This window comes from Bacillus sp. FSL M8-0063, from assembly GCF_038005545.1.
Lineage (GTDB): Bacteria > Bacillota > Bacilli > Bacillales > Bacillaceae_G > Bacillus_A > Bacillus_A wiedmannii.
Map to the genome: position 1 here is coordinate 3856936 of NZ_JBBOTJ010000001.1, position 16228 is coordinate 3873163.

Annotated in this window: 20 protein-coding genes; 7 read left to right on the forward strand and 13 right to left on the reverse strand. The window is 34.7% G+C overall.

Annotation, left to right across the window (positions count from 1 at the left end; all coding sequences use genetic code 11):
* Nucleotide 1: 1 nt before the first annotated feature.
* Genes aroE through MKX31_RS19660 form a run of 3 tightly spaced genes read right to left on the reverse strand, consistent with a single transcriptional unit; the run spans nucleotide 2 to nucleotide 2473 of the window.
* Nucleotides 2-835 (reverse strand): shikimate dehydrogenase, encoded by an 834-nt coding sequence (aroE, locus tag MKX31_RS19650; RefSeq protein WP_064474756.1) that lies wholly within the window; start codon nucleotides 833-835, stop codon nucleotides 2-4.
* 15 nt (nucleotides 836-850) lie between these two features.
* Nucleotides 851-1957, reverse strand: a complete 1107-nt coding sequence (yqeH, locus tag MKX31_RS19655) for a ribosome biogenesis GTPase YqeH (protein WP_088048091.1) — start codon at nucleotides 1955-1957, stop codon at nucleotides 851-853.
* Between the two features lie 3 nt (nucleotides 1958-1960).
* Nucleotides 1961-2473, reverse strand: coding sequence for a YqeG family HAD IIIA-type phosphatase (locus MKX31_RS19660; RefSeq protein WP_000765308.1), 513 nt, complete (start codon nucleotides 2471-2473; stop codon nucleotides 1961-1963).
* 247 nt (nucleotides 2474-2720) lie between these two features.
* Between MKX31_RS19660 and MKX31_RS19665 the strand changes: the two genes are divergently transcribed.
* Nucleotides 2721-2876 (forward strand): sporulation histidine kinase inhibitor Sda, encoded by a 156-nt coding sequence (locus tag MKX31_RS19665; protein WP_000853283.1) that lies wholly within the window; start codon nucleotides 2721-2723, stop codon nucleotides 2874-2876.
* Between the two features lie 148 nt (nucleotides 2877-3024).
* Here MKX31_RS19665 and MKX31_RS19670 read toward each other — a convergent pair whose 3' ends face one another.
* Both MKX31_RS19670 and sigK read right to left on the reverse strand, forming a co-directional pair.
* Nucleotides 3025-3813, reverse strand: a complete 789-nt coding sequence (locus MKX31_RS19670) for a phosphatidylserine decarboxylase (protein WP_064474754.1) — start codon at nucleotides 3811-3813, stop codon at nucleotides 3025-3027.
* Nucleotides 3814-4103: 290 nt separating this feature from the next.
* Nucleotides 4104-4817, reverse strand: a complete 714-nt coding sequence (gene sigK / locus MKX31_RS19675; protein ID WP_000051382.1) for an RNA polymerase sporulation sigma factor SigK — start codon at nucleotides 4815-4817, stop codon at nucleotides 4104-4106.
* A 258-nt stretch (nucleotides 4818-5075) separates the two neighbouring features.
* On the opposite strand from sigK, the gene MKX31_RS19680 reads away from it, so the two are divergent.
* The gene (locus MKX31_RS19680) at nucleotides 5076-5306 is read left to right on the forward strand and encodes a hypothetical protein (RefSeq protein WP_064474753.1); all 231 of its coding nucleotides are present in this window, start codon (nucleotides 5076-5078) and stop codon (nucleotides 5304-5306) included.
* A gap of 54 nt (nucleotides 5307-5360) precedes the next feature.
* Here MKX31_RS19680 and MKX31_RS19685 read toward each other — a convergent pair whose 3' ends face one another.
* Both MKX31_RS19685 and rpmG read right to left on the reverse strand, forming a co-directional pair.
* Entirely contained in the window at nucleotides 5361-6857 is a 1497-nt protein-coding gene (locus MKX31_RS19685) for a YcdB/YcdC domain-containing protein (protein WP_142289406.1), read from the reverse strand.
* Between the two features lie 87 nt (nucleotides 6858-6944).
* Nucleotides 6945-7094, reverse strand: a complete 150-nt coding sequence (gene rpmG, locus MKX31_RS19690; protein WP_001265617.1) for a 50S ribosomal protein L33 — start codon at nucleotides 7092-7094, stop codon at nucleotides 6945-6947.
* 334 nt (nucleotides 7095-7428) lie between these two features.
* Between rpmG and MKX31_RS19695 the strand changes: the two genes are divergently transcribed.
* On the forward strand, nucleotides 7429-8079 hold the full coding sequence (locus MKX31_RS19695; protein ID WP_048562265.1) for a GTP pyrophosphokinase: 651 nt from the start codon (nucleotides 7429-7431) through the stop codon (nucleotides 8077-8079).
* 70 nt (nucleotides 8080-8149) lie between these two features.
* Here the strand turns inward: MKX31_RS19695 and MKX31_RS19700 are convergent, their stop codons facing one another.
* Together MKX31_RS19700 and MKX31_RS19705 are read right to left on the reverse strand one after the other, a co-directional pair.
* Nucleotides 8150-8617 carry a hypothetical protein gene (locus tag MKX31_RS19700; protein WP_088048089.1) on the reverse strand — a complete coding sequence of 156 codons (468 nt, stop codon included), beginning with the start codon at nucleotides 8615-8617 and terminating at the stop codon, nucleotides 8150-8152.
* A gap of 54 nt (nucleotides 8618-8671) precedes the next feature.
* Nucleotides 8672-10057: an alkaline phosphatase gene (locus MKX31_RS19705; RefSeq protein WP_064474750.1), complete on the reverse strand. Its 1386-nt coding sequence runs from the start codon at nucleotides 10055-10057 to the stop codon at nucleotides 8672-8674.
* A gap of 261 nt (nucleotides 10058-10318) precedes the next feature.
* Here MKX31_RS19705 and MKX31_RS19710 point away from each other — a divergent pair, with 261 nt between their 5' ends.
* Both MKX31_RS19710 and MKX31_RS19715 read left to right on the forward strand, forming a co-directional pair.
* Nucleotides 10319-11152: a GNAT family N-acetyltransferase gene (locus MKX31_RS19710; protein ID WP_064474749.1), complete on the forward strand. Its 834-nt coding sequence runs from the start codon at nucleotides 10319-10321 to the stop codon at nucleotides 11150-11152.
* A gap of 15 nt (nucleotides 11153-11167) precedes the next feature.
* Nucleotides 11168-12046 carry an alpha/beta fold hydrolase gene (locus tag MKX31_RS19715; protein ID WP_064474748.1) on the forward strand — a complete coding sequence of 293 codons (879 nt, stop codon included), beginning with the start codon at nucleotides 11168-11170 and terminating at the stop codon, nucleotides 12044-12046.
* A gap of 41 nt (nucleotides 12047-12087) precedes the next feature.
* Here the strand turns inward: MKX31_RS19715 and MKX31_RS19720 are convergent, their stop codons facing one another.
* The 3 genes from MKX31_RS19720 to MKX31_RS19730 form a co-directional block, all read right to left on the reverse strand.
* Nucleotides 12088-12588 (reverse strand): DoxX family protein, encoded by a 501-nt coding sequence (locus MKX31_RS19720; RefSeq protein WP_088048088.1) that lies wholly within the window; start codon nucleotides 12586-12588, stop codon nucleotides 12088-12090.
* A 264-nt stretch (nucleotides 12589-12852) separates the two neighbouring features.
* Entirely contained in the window at nucleotides 12853-13389 is a 537-nt protein-coding gene (locus tag MKX31_RS19725; RefSeq protein ID WP_064474746.1) for a hypothetical protein, read from the reverse strand.
* A gap of 18 nt (nucleotides 13390-13407) precedes the next feature.
* Nucleotides 13408-14010 (reverse strand): histidine phosphatase family protein, encoded by a 603-nt coding sequence (locus MKX31_RS19730; protein ID WP_064474745.1) that lies wholly within the window; start codon nucleotides 14008-14010, stop codon nucleotides 13408-13410.
* A gap of 170 nt (nucleotides 14011-14180) precedes the next feature.
* On the opposite strand from MKX31_RS19730, the gene MKX31_RS19735 reads away from it, so the two are divergent.
* Both MKX31_RS19735 and MKX31_RS19740 read left to right on the forward strand, forming a co-directional pair.
* Complete coding sequence (locus MKX31_RS19735; protein ID WP_064474744.1) at nucleotides 14181-14519, forward strand: hypothetical protein; 339 nt, start codon at nucleotides 14181-14183, stop codon at nucleotides 14517-14519.
* Nucleotides 14520-14588: 69 nt separating this feature from the next.
* Nucleotides 14589-14711 carry a DUF4023 domain-containing protein gene (locus MKX31_RS19740; RefSeq protein ID WP_064474743.1) on the forward strand — a complete coding sequence of 41 codons (123 nt, stop codon included), beginning with the start codon at nucleotides 14589-14591 and terminating at the stop codon, nucleotides 14709-14711.
* A gap of 42 nt (nucleotides 14712-14753) precedes the next feature.
* Here MKX31_RS19740 and MKX31_RS19745 read toward each other — a convergent pair whose 3' ends face one another.
* On the reverse strand, nucleotides 14754-15992 hold the full coding sequence (locus tag MKX31_RS19745; protein WP_064474742.1) for an eIF2A-related protein: 1239 nt from the start codon (nucleotides 15990-15992) through the stop codon (nucleotides 14754-14756).
* Between the last annotated feature and the right edge of the window lie 236 nt (nucleotides 15993-16228).

Here is a 16228-nt window from a genome sequence, read left to right on the forward strand (position 1 = left end):
GTTAGCCTCCAAGCTTTCTTATAACTAATTGTTTCATTCTATCGATATTTGGTACACGCCCTGTCCACATTTCAAATGCAAGCGCACCTTGATAAACAAACATATCAATACCATTTTGAATCATTGCACCTTGCTCTTTTGCCTCACATAAAATTTTCGTTTCAAATGGATTATAAATTATATCTGATACAATCGTCCCTTTTTTTAACGAAGAAATTTGTAATGGCGTATGTTCAACGCGTGGATGCATACCTATCGTTGTCGTCTGAATGATAATATCATAATTTCCTTGTTCTTCCGTTGCTTTTTCTAGCGATAAAGCAACAGAATTAACAGTAGCCGTACATGCAGCAATAAGTTCTTTCGCCTTATTTACTGTACGATTAGCTACATCAATCTCTTTCACACCTACATCAGCAAGAGAAAAATAAATAGCTCGACTAGCACCACCTGCGCCAAGCAATAAAATACGTTTCTCCTGAAGTGGTTCACTACTAATTGACTGCAGCGCTCGGACAAAACCAATTCCATCTGTATTGTAGCCAATTAATTTCCCATCATTATGAACCACTGTATTTACTGCACCAATTTGTTTTGCTAGTGGGTCAATCTCATCCAAATAATCCATAATAGCAACTTTGTGCGGAGTTGTTACATTAAATCCTGAAATACCTAATGCTTTTAAACCTCTTACTGCTTCCCCTAGCACTTCCTCTTTAACAAGAAATGCATGATAATGGGCATCCATATTCAAGTGTTCAAATGCATCGTTATGCATAACGGGTGATAATGAATGTCCAATTGGATTTCCGATTACACCATATAATTGTTTCATAAATCCCTCTCCATATTAAATTAAAGATTTACGTAGCGAAACACTTACTCCTTTTGGTACGTGTGCAACAATTTTTGCTCCCGGTTCGTTTACCGTAACCCATCCTAATCCAGAGAATACAACATCCGTTTTTGGTTCACGAATATTAAATTCATATTTCACTAACTCTGGCATATTTTCTAATTCTTCTGGTGTTGGCGGGCTTAGTAAATCCCCAGCATGATTTTTAAACAATTCATCTGCTTTCTCAAGCTTTGTACGATGGATTGTTAAACGATTCGAGAAGTGACAAGTAAATGCACGACGACCACCACTTACATAATCAAAACGTGCCAATCCACTGAAGAATAATGTTTGTTCTTCATTTAATTGGAACACCATTGGCTTAATTTCTTTTGTTGGTGTAATAAGCTTTAAGCTTTCTTTTCCAACATAATGAGCCATTTGATGGTGGTTAATAATACCTGGCGTATCATATAAAGAAGATTCTTCATCTAACGGAATATCAATTAAATCAAGTGTTGTTCCTGGGAAATGAGATGTTGTAATTACATTTTCAGTCTCATCACTAAATTCTTTAATCATACGATTAATAAATGTTGATTTTCCTACATTCGTACATCCAACAACGTAAACATCTTTTCCGCCGCGGTAATACTCAATAGCATCTGCCAGCTCAGCAATCCCTTGTCCCCTTGCTGCACTAATTAAAAAGACATCTTCTGGCTTTAATCCTAGCTGCTTTGCACTATAGCGCATCCAATGCTTTACTTTATCATGTTTTACTGACTTAGGAATTAAATCAGCTTTATTTCCAACAAGTAATACTTTATTATTTCCCACGAAACGATGTAAACCAGGTAACCAGCTACCATTAAAATCAAAAATATCTACAATCTTAACTACTAATGCATCTGATTTTCCAATTCCGTTTAGAATACGTAGGAAGTCATCATCTGTTAATGATACATCTTGAATTTCGTTGTAATGCTTCAAGCGAAAACAGCGTTGACAAATTACTTGTTCTTTCTCTAAAGATGAGGCAGGAGCATATCCTACTTCATTTTTATCTTCTGTTTGAATTTCTACACCGCAACCAATACATTTAATTGTTTCAGTCAAACTTTATTCCTCCCAGTTAATTAAACCTTTTTTCTTCATATTTCTCATAATTCTTCGTTCAATTTTTCGATTAAAGCGCGTTACTAATCCGTCCGTTTGTGCTACCGGTACAACTAAAATCGTATGAAGTCCCACTCGGTTTCCACCTAAAACATCCGTTAATAACTGATCTCCAATTACTACAACTTCATCTGGCTGCAGGTGCATCTCTTGTATCGCACGCTTAAACGCGCGAACAAATGGTTTACGCGCACTATGAATAAATGGAATACCTAATGGATCAGCAAAGTCTTTCACACGTTGCTCATTATTATTTGAAACGACCGTTACTTGAATGCCTTGCTCTTTCATTTTCAAAAACCATTCTTCAAGTTGTGGCGTTGCATTTGGACGATCCCATTCGATTAACGTGTTATCTAAATCAGTAATGACACCTTTAATTCCACGTTTTTTCAAATCTTCTGGTTGAACATGATATACATTTTTCACATATTCATTTGGTAAAAATAGCTTCAATTTCTTTCACCTCTTTGAGGAGTTTTCATAAAAATTTTTCGACAACATATTTCGATATATGACCTGTGGATAAAATTGTACACATTTTCCACATTAATTTATCAGTCAATTTGGAATTTACTAACAATCTATACACATTTTATCCACCTAGGTATGTGGATAACCACTCGTTTGTGACTGTCATATTTTTTTGGTACATTAAATGCAACAACGAATCAATCCTTAAATTATTAGGAGGTGACTCACCTTGAAAACAAAATATATGGAACAGTTATCTACTGAGTTACTCACTGAGTCTTATTATAAAGCAAAAGAACTAAAATTAAATCCCGACTTCATTTTACTTATAAAACAAGAAATGATTAGACGCTCATTAGAGGACAAGCTTGTCAAATCGTCTTGATTACATATAAAGTGAAATTTTAATGAGCTAACTTGTAAAAAGAGCCATCCTGCGATGGCTCTCGAATAAACAAGTACTCCCATCTAGGGAATTTCATCATTAAGCATCTTTGTCCATAACTCTTGCTTACAGTTATAAAATGTTTTCTTTACTTATGAGCCGAACGAGTAGCAATTTTTTCACCAAGACGAATCTCTTGTCCACTCTTCAATTCCTGCACTACTTTTATCATATCTTTTTCAAACAATAACACAACTGTTGAACCAAATGTAAAGTATGCCATTTCTTCACCTTTTTGAACAGTGTCTCTTTCATGCAACAGCTCAATACTATTAACAAACATAGCTCCTACTTTTACAAGTGCCATATGTTCACCGTCACTATTTACTTCTGTAACAGAGCGATAATTTTTTGACAATGGCTCTTTCCCGTATTCCATACCAGCTGCATTTACCGGATATGACTTTCTACCAAGTACGAACCTTTCAGTCACAGAACCAGAAAGCGGACTATGAATACGATGATAATGACTTGGGCTTAAATAAATAACCATGTATGTACCACCTGCATATCGCTTTGCACGTTCTTCATTACCTAGCATATCCACGATTGAATAACGCTTACCTTTAATATCAAATGTTTTTGTGTCCTCAATAGGACCGTAATCAGCAAAAACACCATCAACAGGACTAACGATACTCGATGCATCTGTATCAACACTACGTTTTCCTTCTTTTAGCTTACGCGTAAATAATTCATGCAATGTTCTATATTCCTTCAAACCCTTTTCCATCTCATCTTGGTTAATTTGAAAAACTTTCGCATACGATGGAATAATGATAGAGCTCAAACGAGATTGTGCAAATTTACGCAATATATAAGAAGTAAAACGACCATTTGTAAGTTCGATCATAAGTCGATATAATGTACGTCGCAAATTGCGAAACCTCCTAATCAGTCTATAACTTTAGCTTCCCCTTCTTTTCCTTCTATATCATATGTAAAATTGGTTCTTATTCCCACATATCATATAGAACTGTTTCATTATACATGCGGAAAACTAAGTATGGTATTATTCTTAAATTGTTTAGCACCCTCTAATATTACAGATAGAATCCGTCATTTTCAACAGTGAACATAGATTTCTTCTGAACACAACTCTTTTTCTTTCCTTATTTACAAAAAGAAAAGCAGCCCATTTTAAAATATGGCTGCTTGCAATGTACATTATTCTTTCGCTTTTTTCTCTTTTTCAGCTCTTACAAATTCATGGAACATTTTCATTAAAGCGCGCTTTTCAATTCTTGATACGTAGCTTCTGGAAATACCAAGTGCCTTCGCAATCTCTCGTTGCGTTTTCTCCTTATCAAGCCCCAGTCCAAAACGCTTCACGATTACTTCTTTCTCTCGTTCGTCTAAAATATCGATATACTCTTTAATCTTTTCTAACTCCATACTAAGCTGAATCATATCAATTACATCTTCAGACTCTGATTTTAATATATCGATAAGCGATATTTCATTCCCCTCTTTATCTTGCCCGATCGGATCATGAAGTGAAACGTCTTTTTTCGTTTTTTTCAGTACACGTAAATGCATCAAAATTTCATTTTCAATACAGCGTGCTGCATACGTCGCAAGTTTTGTGCCTTTTCCTGCCGAATAGCTCTCGATCGCTTTAATGAGCCCAATTGTACCAATTGAAATTAAATCTTCTGCATCTTCTCCTGTGTTTTCAAATTTTTTAACGATATGAGCTACAAGCCGTAAATTATGTTCAATTAACAGATTTCTCGCTTGAGCATCACCTTGCTCCATTAACTCTAAGTACTTTCTCTCATCGTCTGATGATAACGGCTGCGGAAACGCATTATTCTTCACATAAGAAACAAAGACAAACACTTCTCGAACCATATATCCAATTGCGGCGAATAGACTCAAACCTTTCACCTCCGCCAAAATAGTGGTCTTTACTATGTGTATGTGGGCGTGAGGTTGTTTGTGTCTGTACGATATCATTCCAACATCTTTTTAAGCATAATTCTTGTCTCACAAAGATTTGCTACGTATACTTAAACAACAGATAGGAGGGTAAAATATGCAACATTTTATTGCCTTCTTGTACCTAAGTAGCTTGTAAGAGATGAACTCCTTGTACGCTCTTGCAAGCTGCTTGTACTACAAGGAGGGATTACAAATATGAAATTTGAAAGAACACGTGCTTATACAAGACATCAACGTCAACGCACAATGCGCCGAAAGATGAATATCGTAAAACATGCCTGGGGATATATCCCTGAAATTTCCGGTATTTTTGCGAAAGGAAAAGTCCACTGTTCTTGCGGAATGTGTACAACAAAGTGGCGAACAGAAGGACCACCCGCTAGTGTACAGAAGTGGTTATACAAAATTGATACATACGAAAAATAATCGTTCTTTCTAACAAAGGTCTTCCCTCGAAGACCTTTTTCCCTATTTAAAGACTTATTTACTCCAAATTTTTTCCCCAGTGTGAGCATCAATATAACGAATTTCTCGACTACAGCCAAAGGATTCTTTATGATTTTCATCTGTCGTTTGTTTATACAACAGTTCGTATTTCATTTCCTCTACATCAACATCTATATGCCATTCTAATTTCACTAGGATGGCCTCTTTGTATATTTGTAACGCTTTTTCTTTTGTTACTTTCGGTATTGTTTCGTATGTAAGCAGTTCTTTTATAAGGTTGCTAGACTCTCCGGAATAATGCACCACAGCCCCATTTTCCGCATTGATATTAACCATAAATTGCTTATACTCTGCCGGAATGCCATTCACATATACAGAAAAGGTAAATCTTTCAATCCCATCTTCTGCTTCTTCACGTTCTTCCCAAAGACGTAGATATTGTGTGACATCTGGAATAACTTGTTCCAAAAATTGAAGTGCTTTTTGTAAACATTCCTCTCTAGACAGTATTTTCTTTACTTCTTTATCGTCTGTCAGTTTTATAAAGCCAATTAATTCATTGGTATATTTATCAACCGTAATTCCAATTAAATTATTATATTTTAACATTGGTAAATGCTTTTTAAAGAATTCATTCATTAAATATGAGTTCTTTTCTTCTTTCTGTTTTTGTAATTCCTCTTTCGGAACAAATTTCGTCCTTATTTCATCATCATTTTCTGTCTCATCTACTTTTGTAAAACTTTCTTTATCCCAGCCAATTAATTCGAATATGTCACCTTGCCGGCTATCTTTTTTTGTTTTTTCAACAGCTACTGTCGGCGGTAATTTATAATGTTCTGGTCCAAATAAATCTTCTCCCGTACTTGCATTAATAGATGCATGACTAGGTTCTGGTTCATATACAAGATGGTACCCTTTTACTTCTTCTCCATTTTCATACTCACATGAAGAGTGTGTTAAATCTACAAATACAAGTCTCATATCTTGTCTAGCTTTCAAATTTTCTAAAACGACGTTCTCCTCAACAATTCCACTTGGCCATAAAGGTTTTTTCTCGATAGCTTTTTGTCCATTATAACGAAAATACATAACATTACCTGAAGGATGAACTCGCACAACACACCCTGTATTCGGCAATGGATAGCCATTTACTTCTTGCATATAATTTAATTCTTTCCGACCGCGCCTGTCGTCCTTAACCGTTACATATGTATAAAATTCATATCCTTCTTTTGTATATTTTTTTAAGAATGCATTTGCAATCTCTCTTGCTTTATTCTCCTCTAGCGCTTCCTTACCACTCGAAAAATATTTTTTATCATCTATACTAAATTCGATTAAATTACCAGTATGTCTATTCAGCGTAATTTGTATCGTTCTCTCCTCATCCTCTTTATGTTCCCACCATAATAGATGATATGGGTCATCCACACCTTCTTGATCATCTACGACAAGCCTAAAATCATCTGGAATATCAATCATATGAGCCACTTGCTCTTTTCTTTCTTTATCTTTTTGATTCATCATACCTCTCCCTTATTGAAATTTAAGGTAATTATAACAAATAAAACCAAATAACTATAAACAAAAAAGACTAGAGATATCTCTAGTCTTCTACTTCGTCTCACGATGTAGCGTTACTCGCTTTAATCGTGGACAATATTTTTTTAGTTCGATGCGCTCTGGATTGTTTCGTTTATTTTTTTTAGAAATATAATTACGATCACCGCACTCTGTACAAGCTAATGTAATATTTACACGCATATGTAATTCTCCTTTCCTTCAAAGATCGCAAACTAAAACGTAATGATTACGATTTATATGTTATATAACTTCATTCTATTTGTCAATTGTAAAAAAAGACAAAAATCTGAAACAATTAGTTCATACGAAATTCACACGAATCTATTACTATAGGAATTGTACATAGTGAACTTATTAACAATCACGTTTATTCATATAGAATCTTACTCGAAAGGAGTTGAAATTATGAAAACTAAATATCGTTTTATGATCTCATCATTTGCTGCTTGCGCTTATATGCTTTGGTATTTAGTATAATAACCTCGCTTGTAAATTGGAAAAGGTGTGTATATAAATGGAATATAATCAATCAACAGTTAACTATTGGAAAGCTTTTGTACTACCATATACATTTGCTTTAGAAGAGTTAAAAACTAAATTTGAAATTATGAACCGGGAAGCCCAATTTTTAGAGGATTACAACCCGTTTGAACATATAAAAACAAGATTAAAACAACCTGAAAGTATTATTAAAAAGCTTGAGCGTAAAAATTTATTACCGACAGTTGAAAATGCCCAAACTCATTTACAAGATATCATCGGCATTCGTATTACATGTTGCTTCGTAGAAGATATTTATCATTTAAAAGAAGTCATTCAAAAGCGTGAAGATATGGAAATCATAGAAGTAAAAGATTATATCGCTAATCCAAAGGGAAACGGGTATAAAAGTTTACACATGATTATTAAATATCCTTTATCACTGAATTCTGGTACAAAAGATGTATTTGCAGAAATCCAGTTACGTACGCTAGCAATGGACTTTTGGGCAAGTTTAGAACATAAACTTTACTATAAATATGAAGGGAAAATACCTGAGTATTTAAAAGATGAACTACATGATGCAGCAATGAAAGCTGAAGATCTTGATAATAAAATGGCAACAATTCGCCAAGATATTGATGAGATCGAAGCATGCTCAAATCAAATTATGTTACCACTATAAAAAAAGGTTCTCGCCAATGAGAACCTTTTTTATTTCGCTATTTACGGACAGTAAGCTCCCAAGTTTCACGTTATTTTTTTCCTATCGTGCGAACTTCTTCAATTTTCCATCCATCTTCTTCTTTTCCAAGCGCATACTGTACATTTTTCTGAAGAGTGACCTCCCCATCTATTTCCTTTTCCTTTGTTTCAACTAAGACATATCCTGCTTTACTAGCTTTCATGTCTATATGTTCCAATTCAATTTTCTTATTTCCCTTTTGAAAAGCTGCTTCTTTTTGTGTTTTTAAGTCTTCAGCACTAGGCATCTTCTTTGAAAATAATTCCATATGTTCATCCAGATTTTTTTCATTTGTCGTCCGTACAAATTTCTCCATAACATCTTGAATCGATTTCTCTTCTTCTTTCGTTATTTGTACCTTTTCCTCAATTTTTTTAGTAGTAGATTTTTGTTCTATATGATTCTCTTGAGATTGACATCCAGCGAGCAATACTATACCTACTAGCAAAGGTCCGATTCCCATGAAAAAAGATCTCATCTTTCCATCTCCTAAAAAGAAAAGTGAGGCATTTCGCCTCACTTTCATTTATAATTAGCGTCTTCCTTTATTCGGATCGCCACCGCCAACAATATCAAAGACACGTTTAGCGATATTTGTATTCTCTTGAACGCCAGAGAACAAATATTTACCTGGGCCAAATGCATATACGTTTACATCTTCCCCTGTATGTCCACCTGTCGTCCATCCTGTAACCGAACGCTTATTGAAAATATCCTCAATCGCATTATCAATCTTTGTTACATCTTTTGAAGGAGCAATATCATTTACCGCTTTAATTTCTTCTGGTGTTAATTGTAAATCAATATATTTTTTCAATGTCTCTTCTACATTTGCACCTTTTGCAATCTCATTTGCCATGAAGTCTGGTGTGCGTTTTGCAGCTTTAATTGGATCTACTTTAAAGTTATACTCACCATTCGCACCTAAAGATAATCCGCCAGTAGCGTGATCTGCCGTTGCAACGACTAACGTATTTTTATCTTTTTTCGCAAACTCAATCGCTGCTTTAAATGCTTTTTCAAAGTCTTCCATTTCACTCATTGCACCAACGATATCATTATCGTGTCCAGCCCAGTCAATTTGGCTTCCTTCAACCATTAAGAAGAAACCATTTTTATTTTTGTTCAAACGCTCAATTGCTGCATTTGTCATTTCTTCTAATGAAGGCGTCTTCTCATTACGATCAATCATTTTATCTAATCCACCTGGTGCAAATAAACCAAGGATTTGATCATTTTTATCATTTAACAATTGATCTCGATCTGTTACGTAGCTATAACCAGATTTCTTAAACTCTTCTGTAAGATTACGATCTTTTCTAACAAAGTTTTTTACGCCGCCGCCAAGCATAACATCTACTTTATGCTTCCCTTTAATTTTCTCATCAAAATAATCATTTGCAATTGCATCCATATTTTTACGACTAATGTCATGCGCACCGAAAGCAGCTGGTGTTGCATGTGTAATTTCAGAAGTAGCAACAAGTCCCGTTGATTTCCCTTTTTCTTTCGCTTGTTCAAGTACAGTTTTCACTTCTGCTTTATCATTATCAACTGCAATTGCTGCATTATATGTTTTAATTCCTGCTGACATAGCTGTTGCTGCAGATGCAGAGTCTGTAATATTTTCATGTTCATCTTCCGGATATGTCTTTTGCGTTCCTACAAGATGCTTATCAAATTCTGTAGATTCCATCTCAAAAGTTTTTGGATTATCTTTCATATAACGGTGAGCCGTCATATATGAAGGTCCCATACCATCCCCAATTAATACGATGACATTTTTAATCTTTGCATTGCTTCCGTTCTCATCTGCATTAACCTCACTAGAACGAGTAAAATTCCATGTTGCTACCGAAGTAACTGCTAACGACGCCACAACTGCAAATGGCCATGCTTTTTTCACAAACTTTTTCACTGTCTTGTCCCCCTAATTAGGTTATTCATTTCCCACTATCAAATTTAATAGAAGACTATTAAGAGAAAATTAGTTATATGTAAATTTTTTGTTAACTTATGTAAATATCAGTTATAATTTGTATAACTTTGTCCTTTCATAGCAACCTCCTTCCCCTTTACAATCAAAATATAAATAAGTTGGATTTCATTTAAAGTAAATCTCTTATTTAACATTTTCAATCTACTTTTATGAAAATTAATAGAAAAGTGGTGAACATTTATGAAAACAATAAAGCTAGATGAAACTTTTATTTTTGATTTACTCGACCTTTGCAAAACTATTGGATGGTTACAAGATAAAGCATTTATGAAAAAACAATTTGAAATGTATCTTTCTCTCGGCACACTTATCGGTTATATGCATGAAAATAAACTGATTGCAGCTGGAGGAGTATTTCCTTTTAAAGATAGTTTTTCTACTATTGGCATGTTAATCGTTCATCCTAATTTTCAAGGCCGAGGCATCGGGCGTATTTTGCTAAATCGTTGCTTAGAACACACTCTCCCAAAACAACCAATTGCACTTATTGCAACAAAAGCTGGCGAGCCTCTTTATACATCATGCGAATTTCACACAGTAACAACGATTCATCGTTTTGAAAAACAAACTACTAAGACACATATTGCTCATACACAACAAGTAAAAGAAAAAGACCTTTTGTCTCTCACTTCTCTCGATCAAATCGTAACTGGTGTTAATCGCTCTCTACTTTACTCGTTACTATTACCAAGAGCCATACACTCTTTTAAAATTGAGAGAAATAACTGTATAGAAGCTTTTTCCTTATGTATACAAAAAGGTAATATATTATGCGTCACTCCACTTATCGCAAAACAAGAGAAGGATGCTATTCAATTATTCAAGAAGATCTGCGAGTGTTGGAATGGCACAGTAAGGATCGATGTCCCACATTCACAATTTTCATTTCGTAAATTTCTTCAAACAGAAAATTTCCAAGAAACGCTTCTTTCACCTCTTATGATGAAAAATGGTAGCCAACTTCCTGGAAATCGTAATATGCTATTTGCTATGATAGACACAGCGTTATGTTAGAAAGGGGACACCTCATTGAAGCGATTTAGCTATTTTATGGTAGGTTGTCTTACTCTTACACTTTTAGTAGGATGTAGTGCAGCAAAAAAGCCAGTAGAACAAGTAAAACAAGTTAAAAATACACTTACAGCGAAACTAGCTACCGAGGAAAAAATGGTAGAAATAGATGGTCAAACCATTTACTTTAAAAAGATTGGTAATGAAAAACCACCTTTACTTATGATCCATGGATTTGGTGGATCATCAGATGGTTTTCAAAAGATTTACTCAGACTTAGCAAAAGATCATACAATTATTTCTGTAGATGCTTTAGGATTCGGGCGCTCATCTAAGCCAATGGATTTTTACTATTCTTTCCCAACCCATGCAAATTTGTATTATAAACTAATGAAAAAACTAGGTTATGATTCGTTTGCAATACTGGGACACTCAATGGGCGGAGAAATTTCTCTTAATTTAACGTATTTATATCCTGAAGCCGTTACCCACCTTATTTTAACTGATGCTACAGGCGGTCCTCATACATTCGTTAATAAACAAGGCTCACCAAAACCACAGTTATCGACTGATTTAAATACCGTTTCTACTATTGCAGATTATGATGAGGGCAAAGTAAAATCCAAGCGTAATGATGAAGAGCATTACAATAAAATGAAATTATGGCCTAGACGTCTTCAAATCAATGCAAATGAAATTACACAACCAACCTTAATTATATGGGGAAGAAATGATAGTAGCGTTTCTTGGAAAGAAGGAGAAACGTATCATCAATTCTTAAAAAATAGTACTTTCCATATTATCGAAAAAGGTTATCATGCACCATTTCGTCAAGAGCCACAAGAATTTGTAGGGTATGTAAAAGACTTCTTTAAGAACAATAAAGTTGAAAAATAAAATAAGCGGGTATCTCATTTTGAGATACCCGCTTTCATATATTAAGCAGCTTGCTTTTGGCGTTTTTGAGTTTTTGATCCTAATACTTTCGGAATAATGAAACCATCTATTCCAAATTTACCAGCGTTCATACCAGAGACTAGAACAAACATTGATAGGATAACCATTTCAGGGTTTACACCAATTGACCCACTAAACATATAGGAAAAGTTCATTACAAGACCGAAAAAGACCGCTGTTTTTGTTAAACAGCCTACAATTAAACCAATTCCAACTAAAATTTCTCCCCACGTTACAAGTGTATTAAATAGATCAACGTTTGGAATTGCGAAATCTTGTAAAAATGATGCCCACCAAGATTGAACAGCCGGTTGTGCTCCTTTAGATTTTTCAATTGCACCTTGTAAATAACCAGTTGCATCGAATCCTTTTCCTTGTAGTTTACCGATTCCAGCCATTAACCATGTGTAACCAAGATACACTCGAATTATTGCCAACACAAAAGAAACTGCTTTGTTTTCTCTTAAAAATTGAATAACCATATCTTCCTCCTAAAGTTGTAATTAAGTTAGTTACAGATAATATAATAACATTAGTTACTTATTTTTCAAATGTTAATTACGAATAATTTGTGACATGTGTATGAAACATTAAAAACTAACGTTTATATAGTAACTTTTTTTACCTGTAAAAACTTGAACATATCATACCATAGGTGATAATCATTTTCATTGAAGAAAATGTAAAAAAAATGTGAGTTAAATGTGAAACGCCTATATTCGAATATAGAATAAAGGCGTTTTTTACTATTTATATAATTGAAATGTATGTGTCTCCTCATCGATTAATTTCGCCTCTTGAAAAGCATCTTCTAACGTTTTTTCATGGTTAATAAGCCCATAAAATAAGCGTATTGTAAGCATAAGTGCTGCATTCCCATCTACATAATCTATCGATCCAATATACGATTTCGCCCCACTACGTAAGAAAGATTCTGCTAGTTTTCTCTCCCCTAACGTACACCCACTATTTACAATATGTGTATTATGCAATTTTGCATATTTATAAATTTCTGCTGCACCAAAGTATCCCCTCGGTTCATCTTGTTCATATATATCTTCACCTAACTCTTCCATGACAAACTTTCCTTCCTCACCATGAAAGCAAAAAATAACATAATCGATATCGTTATATAAACCCTTTCCAGAAAGAATATTAATGAACTCTCTCGGTCTACCAATCCAGTATGTTACAACTTTTGCCCCAAAATATTCAAGCGATGCTCGGATTGATTGCGCCTCTAAATCCGAATTAAAACCAACTACTAATGCAACATTCAACATACACCCTCCATCCTATCATTAGATCTCATCCATCAAACTTTTAAGGGATAGATCCATTTCATATATACCCGTTTCTTGCAAAAAATCAGATCTAGTTAAAACGACTTTCTGTACATATTGCCTATACGCTGTAATTATCCCGTCGTGAGATACAATGCAAATTCTTTCAGCGCCTAGCTCATAGCACCAAAGAAGAAATTCATCTGCTATTTGCTGAAAACGATTCTCTGAAATAGTATTTATACCTTCCGTCCATAACTGCTTATTTGTACTTTTCTCTATCGAAAAATGTGGAAATAAATCTGCTATCATTCCCTGATCTACTATGTAATCACATGGCAATGTTTTCGCTCCATCTCGATAAGGAAAAATACGTGGGGATACATATGGATGGACAATTGTTTGACAAGATACTTTCGCACTCCATATTGCCGCCGTTTGTAAAGTTCTAAGTGTAGGGCTGGCAATTAATATATCCGTTTCCTGTAATGGTACATCGAATTGAATGCATTTAGCCTGATTCTTTCCCTCATCCGTTAATGGTGGATGCAACACTTGTAAACTTGACGGCAAATCTTTTGTATGTTCTCCTTCACCGTGCCGAACAAAGACGAGTTTCATATCCAGCCTCCTCTCACTATGAAATCCTCTTACACATTTCTTCCCTATCTCATTCTTTATTCCTGCTATATGAAAAACTGGTATGTAAAAAACATTCGACATAATTAATTGGAAAACATTACAATTAATTGTGTCAAATACTTTTTACAAGAGAGAGGGGAATCACAAATATGAAATGGATTATCGCCTTTATCGGAATGATCATATGGGGATACATAAATGGATTTTTTAATAGTGATAAAACTGCTAATCCTTGGATTACAGATGATGAACGTGAAACAAAAATTAAACAGAAAGCAATTACAGCAAGCTGGTCTGGTGTTTTTATGTTTTGTACCATTAACCTCTTAAACAAATGGTTAGGTGTAGGAACAAGCAATACATCACCTTACTTACCATCTTCTGTGGCAACTATTTTAAAAGAAAATGTAGAGTTACAAATTTTATTTATGCTATTTATTACGTATGGCATATTTTACGTATATTTTCGAAGAAAACTAAGTGCTTAACTTTTATTTCATGATTATCCTCCGAAATGGTTATAGTAATTAGGACGAAATGAAAGGAGCGATATAAAAATGGGTAACTCGAATGACTTTTTAGATACACTACAGGAAAAACAAGCAAAAGATGAACAAAACAGAAAGCGTCAGGGGAACGGAAACCCAGCGAAGAAAAAGCCGAATAAAACTCATAAATAACAATAAAAAAACGTGCCTAAAATTATTTTTTAGGCACGTTTTTTATTCTTCTTTCACCGAGATAACATTTTCCCAGTTCCATTTCTCATAATACCATTCTGGTACATCTATATTTTCAATCCACTTCTTTTCCTGTTTTCCATCACTATTGGCAATCCATACATTGGCTTTCTTACGGTCTGAACGTATCCATATTAATTGATTGCTCTTCCTCATGAAGATCGGATGATAATCACCTTGCTTATGAGCTGGCTTTGTGATTTGATATTGTTCGTCGCTTGTACTATCGATCTCATATAAAGATGGTAGTGGCCTTTTTTCTGGTGGCGTTTCTATCCCTGCCTCTTTTGCTCGTGAAACGATTATTACTTTATCGTTCTTCCATGCAAAATCCCAATCGACATATCCTTTCGGCGTAAATGTGTTCTGCTGAAGTGCAGGCAGTTCTTTTACTTTTAAATGCTTATTCTCTAACGCAACTCTCCCGCTTCCTTCAATATAGGCTAATATATTGTTGGATGGCGCCCATTTGACCCATTGGGTGTTTAATAGCATTTGATCTACCTTTTCAAATCGACTGCCATCTGCTCGAACTAAGCAAAGCGTATTACTATCAGCTGACCATGAAGCTGTCGGTACCGCTAAAAATGAAATCCACCTTTGATCTGGTGACCACTCAAACCCACTTGCAACTAGCGCTAGAAAATCATCATGTTCATTTGGTAATGCATACAAATGCTTCATTTTGTGAGGATTCATATGTGCATCTTTTTGCACTTCATATAGCTGAGCTCCTGTCCAACCTGTTGGAATTAAGTGTGCTTCAGAGGATACAAGAAACTTCTTTCCATCAGGGTACCATGCATAATCACCTACACCAGCCGATACATTTTCAAAATCTGTATTCTTTTTTTTGACATCAAACGTATTTAGTGTATTCATAAATACAAATGCAATTATATTCTCTTTCGGTGACCATTGATAATTCGATACTTCAGATTGCAATGGCCTAACTTTCTTTCCATCTTCCAATCGGTACAATTCCAAGGTGTTTTTCTTGTTTCCTTTAGCATAAGAAATCCATTCTCCATCATGAGACCATTTCGGCCCTGTTATGTACTCGCCTTTTGTTATTTGTTTTTCTTTTCCATCAATTTTAATCCAAAGATCATGATGACGAATAAAAGCAACTTTCACCCCATTATGTTCCGCACTAGTACTAAAAATTGAAGATAAAAAAACAAACAAAACCACGCTACTACTCACGATAATTTTTTTCATACGTCCCTCCATTTTTCTTATAGCATTCCTCATATTCCGCTTACTATATGCGAACTTCACCCTGCATTAATTGACAGTTACTGCACAATTTTTGTGGATTCATGCTCAGTGGATGATGGGCTTTCCTCGCTGAATATTAGCCATTCGACATAATCCCAAAACATTTCCCAAGAAATTTTTAATTCAAAGAGGATTGGTATGAATTATGTCGAAAGTATAGTTTAGCCAACATTCGG